The organism is Amycolatopsis sp. ATCC 39116 (assembly GCF_000231075.2).
In the GTDB taxonomy this organism is placed as follows: Bacteria; Actinomycetota; Actinomycetes; order Mycobacteriales; family Pseudonocardiaceae; genus Amycolatopsis_E; species Amycolatopsis_E tucumanensis.
This window is the reverse complement of sequence record NZ_AFWY03000073.1, coordinates 24,978-31,072: the sequence shown is the minus strand read 5'-3', so window position 1 is coordinate 31,072 and position 6,095 is coordinate 24,978. Positions and strand designations below refer to the sequence as shown.

General features: G+C 72.8%; 9 protein-coding genes. 3 read left to right on the top strand and 6 right to left on the bottom strand.

Annotated elements, in window-relative coordinates:
* Positions 1–231: 231 nt before the first annotated feature.
* The gene (locus tag AMY39116_RS46680; protein WP_020422992.1) at positions 232–444 is read right to left on the bottom strand and encodes a DUF2795 domain-containing protein; all 213 of its coding nucleotides are present in this window, start codon (positions 442–444) and stop codon (positions 232–234) included.
* A gap of 55 nt (positions 445–499) precedes the next feature.
* A complete protein-coding gene (locus AMY39116_RS44280) occupies positions 500–1,600 on the bottom strand; it encodes an aromatic acid exporter family protein (RefSeq protein ID WP_039792048.1) in 1,101 nt (366 codons plus the stop codon).
* Positions 1,601–1,602: 2 nt separating this feature from the next.
* On the opposite strand from AMY39116_RS44280, the gene AMY39116_RS0338860 reads away from it, so the two are divergent.
* Positions 1,603–2,109, top strand: coding sequence for a GNAT family N-acetyltransferase (locus tag AMY39116_RS0338860; RefSeq protein ID WP_020422990.1), 507 nt, complete (start codon positions 1,603–1,605; stop codon positions 2,107–2,109).
* 12 nt (positions 2,110–2,121) lie between these two features.
* On the opposite strand, the gene AMY39116_RS0338855 is transcribed toward AMY39116_RS0338860, so the two are convergent.
* Both AMY39116_RS0338855 and AMY39116_RS0338850 read right to left on the bottom strand, forming a co-directional pair.
* Positions 2,122–2,865 (bottom strand): ANTAR domain-containing response regulator, encoded by a 744-nt coding sequence (locus AMY39116_RS0338855; protein ID WP_020422989.1) that lies wholly within the window; start codon positions 2,863–2,865, stop codon positions 2,122–2,124.
* A 327-nt stretch (positions 2,866–3,192) separates the two neighbouring features.
* Positions 3,193–3,621, bottom strand: coding sequence for a cupin domain-containing protein (locus AMY39116_RS0338850; RefSeq protein WP_020422988.1), 429 nt, complete (start codon positions 3,619–3,621; stop codon positions 3,193–3,195).
* A gap of 118 nt (positions 3,622–3,739) precedes the next feature.
* On the opposite strand from AMY39116_RS0338850, the gene AMY39116_RS0338845 reads away from it, so the two are divergent.
* Complete coding sequence (locus AMY39116_RS0338845; protein WP_020422987.1) at positions 3,740–4,159, top strand: CBS domain-containing protein; 420 nt, start codon at positions 3,740–3,742, stop codon at positions 4,157–4,159.
* Between the two features lie 37 nt (positions 4,160–4,196).
* A complete protein-coding gene (locus AMY39116_RS0338840; RefSeq protein ID WP_020422986.1) occupies positions 4,197–5,000 on the top strand; it encodes an SDR family oxidoreductase in 804 nt (267 codons plus the stop codon).
* Here the strand turns inward: AMY39116_RS0338840 and AMY39116_RS0338835 are convergent.
* Both AMY39116_RS0338835 and AMY39116_RS0338830 read right to left on the bottom strand, forming a co-directional pair.
* Entirely contained in the window at positions 4,991–5,653 is a 663-nt protein-coding gene (locus AMY39116_RS0338835) for an alpha/beta fold hydrolase (protein WP_027936612.1), read from the bottom strand. The genes AMY39116_RS0338840 and AMY39116_RS0338835 overlap by 10 nt on opposite strands.
* Complete coding sequence (locus AMY39116_RS0338830) at positions 5,650–6,090, bottom strand: ester cyclase (protein WP_020422984.1); 441 nt, start codon at positions 6,088–6,090, stop codon at positions 5,650–5,652. Before AMY39116_RS0338830 ends, AMY39116_RS0338835 begins: the two co-directional genes overlap by 4 nt.
* Positions 6,091–6,095: the final 5 nt, after the last annotated feature.

Here is a 6,095-nt window from a genome sequence, read left to right as displayed (position 1 = left end):
AGGCCGGGGTGCTTGCCGGGCGGTGCCTCGGCGCGGTGGCCGGGTGGCTAGCCGGGGCGCGCGTGGGCGTTGGGCCTGGGCGTTCGCGGCACGGCGGGCCGGGGCGCTCGGCGGGCAGTGCGTCGGCACGGTGGCCGGGCGGTGGGCCGCGCATTCGCCGACCGGTGAGCCGGTGCACCGCCGTCCGGGGAGCTGCGCCGTGGCGCGGTGCGCGGCCGCGCCACCGCGACGTCAGCTCCGGTCGTCGTCGGACTCCACGCGGGCGGCCGAGATCAGCTCGGTCCAGCTGCCGTAGCTCACCGGCGGGATCGCGCGCAGCGCGGCGACCGTGTCGTCGTCGGCGCCGTTGCGTTCCGCGCACTCCAGGATCCGCGGCTTCTCCGCCGGGAAATCCAGGTCCTGCAGCGCGGCCTCCAGGCTCTCCCGGGTCGTGGTGCGGTTCATCGTCGTCCCTCCTTTCCCGCCTTTGGGCTTGCCGCCCGCGGCGAGCCCAAACAGGTCAGCGCGGCGCGGCCGTCTCCAGCACCCGCACCGAGCGGGCCACCGCGAGCAGCGCCGCATCCTCGGCCTGCCGCATCACCGTCGTGACCCGGTCGAACCGCAGCCTGCCGTCCAGCTCACGGTGGTGCGCGGACAGTTCGTCCAGGTAGCCGGGCAGGTCGGCGAGCCGGTCGTCGCTCTGGTCCAGGCACGCGACCGCGCCGGCCAGCTGGTCGAGCAACCGCGCGTACTCCGCGGTGAACTCCGGGTCGGCCTCGTCCTGCTGGGCGGCGGTCACCAGTGCCTCCGTGATGCGCTTGACCTGCTCGGAGACCTCCTTGAGCACGCTCAGCGGCGATTCGAAGGCCGACGGCAGCGGCAGGCTCCCGCGGCGGCGGTGCACCAGCCACCGGATGTTGAACCGCACGCTCTCGCGCCCCCAGCTGACCGCCTCGTCGGCCCGCACCACCGTCGAATCGAGGCGGCGGGCGTGCCGCAGCCAGCGGGTGGCGGTGTCGGTGTCCCAGTCGTCGCGCAGGTCGCCGGCGATCGACTGCAACAGGTCGCGCACCTCGGCCGCGAGCGCGGTCACCGCGTCGCGTGTGTGGCGCAGGTGCACCGGCGGCAGGACCACCGTGTTCACCACCACCCCGATCGCGGCGCCGAGCAGGCTCTCACCCATGCGTTCGGCCAGGTAGAGCAGGTTGCCCGCGGTGCCGTAGGAGATCATCAGCAGCGCGGTCACCCCGACCCAGATGCCGCTGCCGCCGAACCGGTGCCACTGGCCGAGCAGCATCCCGACGAACACCGCGGCCGCGAGCGCCAGCGCCGGCTGCGGGATCAGGTGGGCGGCGGCGTAGGCGAGGGCCAGCCCGAGCAGCAGCGCCGCGGTCTGTTGCGCGGCGTTGGTGAGCGAGCGGTAGACCGTCGCGGTCATCAGGAACACGGCGGCGTACGGCGCCATGAACGACTGCGGCGACGGGATGACCACGCGCGCGACGAGCCAGGCGAGCACCGCGGCGAGCGCCATCTTGACCGCCTGCAGCACGGCCTCGCGCTCCCGTCCGGGGAAGCGCGCGGCCCGCCGCAACCAGTACCAGGGGGACAAAATTCGTGCCATCGATGTGGCGGTACCCGGTCACACTGTCCGGCATGCGCATCAGGACTGCGACCGCGGCCGATTTCGACCGGCTGCCGGAGGTCGAACGGTCGGCTGGGGAGTGCTTCCGGGACATCGGGATGCCCGAAATCGCCGACGACGTGCTGCCGACACCCGCGGAGCTCGCGAGCTACCCCTTCGCGTGGGTGGCCGACGACCCGGAACCGGTGGCGTACCTGGTCGCGGCGCCGGTGGACGGTGCCCTGCACATCGAGCAGGTGTCGGTGCACGCGTCCCGGGCGCGGCGCGGGATCGGGCGGGCGCTGATCGAGGAGGCCGCGCGGGCGGGTTTCCCGGCGCTGACGCTGACCACGTTCGCCGACGTGCCGTGGAACGCGCCGTACTACGAGCGGTGCGGCTTCGTCCGCCTGGCCGGGGACGAGCTGACGCTCGGGCTGCGCCGGATCCGCGCGGCGGAGGCGGCTCGGGGACTCGACCGCTGGCCCCGGGTCGCGATGCGCCGCGTCTGACCCGCCCGCGCGTCAGCGTGCGCGCACGGACTCCAGCAGGTCGATGGCGACCTGGCGGAGTTTGATGTTCTGCCGCTGCGACTGGTCCACCAGCCGGTCGAACGCTTCGCTCGCGCTGATGCCGTGCACCGCCATCAGCACCCCCTTCGCCTGGTCGATCTCGGCGCGCGAGGTGAGCGCGCTCTCCAGGTGCCGGATCTGCTGGCGCGCGTGGTACCAGCGGCGCGCGTTGCTGATCGCCGCGGAGGCGGCGCCGGTGAACAACCGCATCAGCTTCTGGTCGAACGGGTCGAACGCGCCATCCACCCGGCTGTACAGGTTCAGCGAGCCGACGAGCTCGTCGCCGTCGCGGCCCGCGCCGAGCATCAGCGGCACGGCCAGGAACGTCAGCACACCGCGCTCCTGCGCCGCGGCGGCGAAACCTGGCCACGTCTCATCGTCCTGTTTGGACACCGCGCGGACCGGTTCGCGCGTGCGGACGGCCAGCAGGCAGGGGCCGTCGCCCGCGTCGTACTGGGCCTGGTCGATCCCGGTCAGCTGGTTGTCGGTGGTGGCCGCGGTGCGCGGCCCGGTGTCGTCGAGCAGCGTGACGCTGACGGCGTCGGCGTCCGCGATCGCGTTCACGGCGGTCTCCGCGAGCCGCCGCAGCACCGCGTCGAGTGGCTCCTCTTCGTCGATGCCGAGCCGCAGGTTCTCCAGTGCGAGGGTGACGTCGTCGAGTCTGGCCAGTGGCTCCGGCCGCTCGGATTTGGTCATGTGTGGGTTCTCTCCGCGAGTGCGCTGCCGGGCACGCCGCCGGACCGCCGCGCGGAACGCGGGCGGTGTACGGGTGCCGTGATGTGGTGGGTGATCCGGGATCCGGGGTGGATCAGAACCGGAGCCTGCCCCCCAGCACGTTCGAGCACGGCGGGGATGAATGCGGATGTATCCGCCTGGGGTCGTTCATCGTCAAGCCCTTCGCCTCGTGGTGCCGTCCGCCGTTCGGACGGCGTTGGGCGCCGGCTGCTTGACGCTGGCCAGGATCATACGTGCCCCCGCGACGGCGACAAACAGAGCCCGGAGAAGTGGGGATCGGGCTCGCGGTCAGGAATCCGGCCGGTCCACCTGCGCCCACAGGCTCGGCAGGTTGACCACGATGCCTTCCTGGCTGCTGCGCGCGATGATCACGACCGCGTCCTCGTCGCCGGGGTTCTCCTCGCGGTGCGGAACCCAGGGCGGCACGAAGATGTAGTCGCCGGGCTCGGTCTCCAGCCGGATCTCCTCGTCGCCGTCGGCGAACACGAACACCGGGTGCCCGGACTTGACGTAGATCGCCGTCTCGGCTTCGCCGTGGTGGTGGTCACCCGAATTGGTGTGCGGGCCGACGTGCGTCTCGCCCATCCAGACCTTCTCCGAGCCTGCTGTCTTGCCGGACACCGCCTCCAGCCGCCGCATGCCGCTGGTCTGCGCGGTGTCGCCGGTCAGTTCGCCGCCCTTGATGTGCCGCAACGGGCGGTGCCAGGCCTCGGTCACGGGACGTCCTTCCGATCCGGTGGAGCTCTCCGTCACACGGTAGCCGGTTTCGGCGGCCCCGATCGGGGAACGGCCTGTGGTGAAGGTGTGACAACGACTGCGAGGAGGTCGGAAACCCATGGCGCAGGTCGTGCGCGACGTGATGACCCGCAACCCGGTGACGCTGTCCGCGGACACCCCGGTGCGGCAGGCCGCGCAGGCGATGCGGGAGAAGGACATCGGGAACGTGCTGGTGCGCGACGGCGACCGCCTGGCCGGCATCGTCACCGACCGGGACCTGGTGGTGCGTGCGCTGGCGGAGAAGGACGACCCGCGGAGCTGCACGCTCGGCGAGGTGTGCAGCGGCGAGCTGGTCACCGCGCGCCCGGAAGAGCCCGCGGACGCCGCCATCCAGCGGATGCGGCAGCACGCCGTGCGGCGGATCGCGGTGGTCGACCACGACCAGCCGGTCGGCGTCGTGTCGGTCGGGGACGCCGCGATCGAGCGCGACCCGTCGTCGGCGCTCGGCGACATCAGCGCGGCGCGCGGCAACGCGTAGCCCGAGTGGGCGGCCCGGATCGGGGTAACCGCCCGCCATGACGAACACAGGAACCAGACCGCTCGCGGTCGTCACCGGTGCCTCCACCGGGATCGGGCGCGAGCTGGCGAAGCAGTTCGCCTCGCACGGCTACGACCTCGTGATCGCCGCGGAGAACGCGGAACTGGACGACGCGCAGCGCGAGTTGCTGGCGCTCGGCGCGCAGGTCCTGGCCGTGCGGGGCGATCTCGCGAGTTACGACGGGGTGGAGAACCTGGTCGCCGCGGTCGGGTCGGTGGACCGGCCGCTGGCCGCGCTGGCCGTCAACGCCGGGGTCGGGGTCGGCGGCGCGTTCGTGGACGGCTCGCTGCGTGACGAGCTGAACGTGGTCCACCTGAACGTCACCTCTGCCGTGCACCTGACCCGCCGCCTGCTGCCGGGAATGGTGGAGCAGGCGGCGGGCCGGGTGTTGTTCACGTCCTCGGTCGCGGCCATGACCCCCGGGCCGTTCCAGGCCGTCTACGGTGCGAGCAAGGCGTTCCTGGCCTCGTTCGCCGAGGCGTTGCGCGAGGAGCTGAAGGACAGCGGCGTGACGGTCACCGCCCTGCTGCCGGGTCCGACCGACACCGAGTTCTTCGAGCGCGCCGGGATGACCGACACCAAGATCGCCCAGGGCCCCAAGGACGATCCCGCGGAGGTCGCCGAGCAGGGGTTCGCCGCGATGATGGCAGGCAAGGACAAGGTGGTCGCCGGTTCGGCGCGCAACAAGGTCCAGGCCGCGGCGGCGCGGGCCGTGCCGGACACCGTGAAGGCGGCGATGCACCGCCGGATGGCCGAACCGGGCTCCGGCAATCAGTCCTGAGTGGACACCTCCAGGAGCACCCCGGCGAGCTCGTCCGGCGCGGTGACCATGCACTCGTGGCCGGTGCGCAGCCCGGTGACCGGCCACCCGGCTTCCCGCGCCAGGCGGGCCAGCGGCATCCGCTCGTTGTCCAGGCACACCACGACGTGGCAGGGGATGGACTCGACCGCGCCGGTCAGCGTCGTCGGCTCGGCGAACGACCGGCGCGGGTGCGGGGCCATGTTCGCCTCCAGCCACTTCACGTCGGCGGGGTCGGTGACGCCGACGGCCGCCGCGGGTGGCACGCCGATCAGCCCGTCGACCGTCATCGAGTCCACCCACTCGGTGAACCACCCCGGCGCGCGGCTGTCCAGCGACTCGCCGTCCCGGCCGAACCACGCGTCGACGAGCACCAGCCGCGCGACGCGTTCCGGCACGCGGTCGGCGGCCTCCCGCACGACGAAACCGGCGTAGCTGTGCCCGACGAGCACGACGTCGTCCAGGTCCGCCAGCAGGGCGGCCACCTCGGCGGCGTGCGTGTGCAGGCCGGCGCCGGCGTCCATCGGCAGGTCCGGGGCGATCACGCGGTGACCCCGTTCGCGCAGCCGGGCCGCCACGCGGTCCCAGCACCAGCCGCCGTGCCACGCGCCGGCCACGAGGACGTACGTGCTCATGCCGCCTCCCGCCACTCGGTGAACCGCTTGCCCGCCTCGTCGGTGGACAGGCCCAGCTGCTCGCACATCCAGTGGAAGTCGAAGAAGAACCGCTCGTGGGCGATCAGGCCGTCACGCACCTGCCAGTGGCAGGCGAACGGCAGCTCGAACGACTTCCCGGTCGGTTCGATCCCGGCCAGCGCGCCGCGCATCGTGGCGCTGATCGTGCCCGAGCCGACCACGAGGTCCCCGGCCGTGCGCAGGTAGTCGGCGCGCACGCGGTAGTCGGGGAACGCGCGGAAGAACCCGGCGAACTGGCGCTCGGCCTCCGCGGTGCCGTGCGCGACGGCCCGGAAGGGGACGGTTTCGATGACCACGCCGGGGTGGCACTGGGCGAGCGCGGCGCCGGTGTCGGCGCGGCTCTTGGCTTCGGCGTAGGCGCGGACTGTGCTTTCCACGGTTC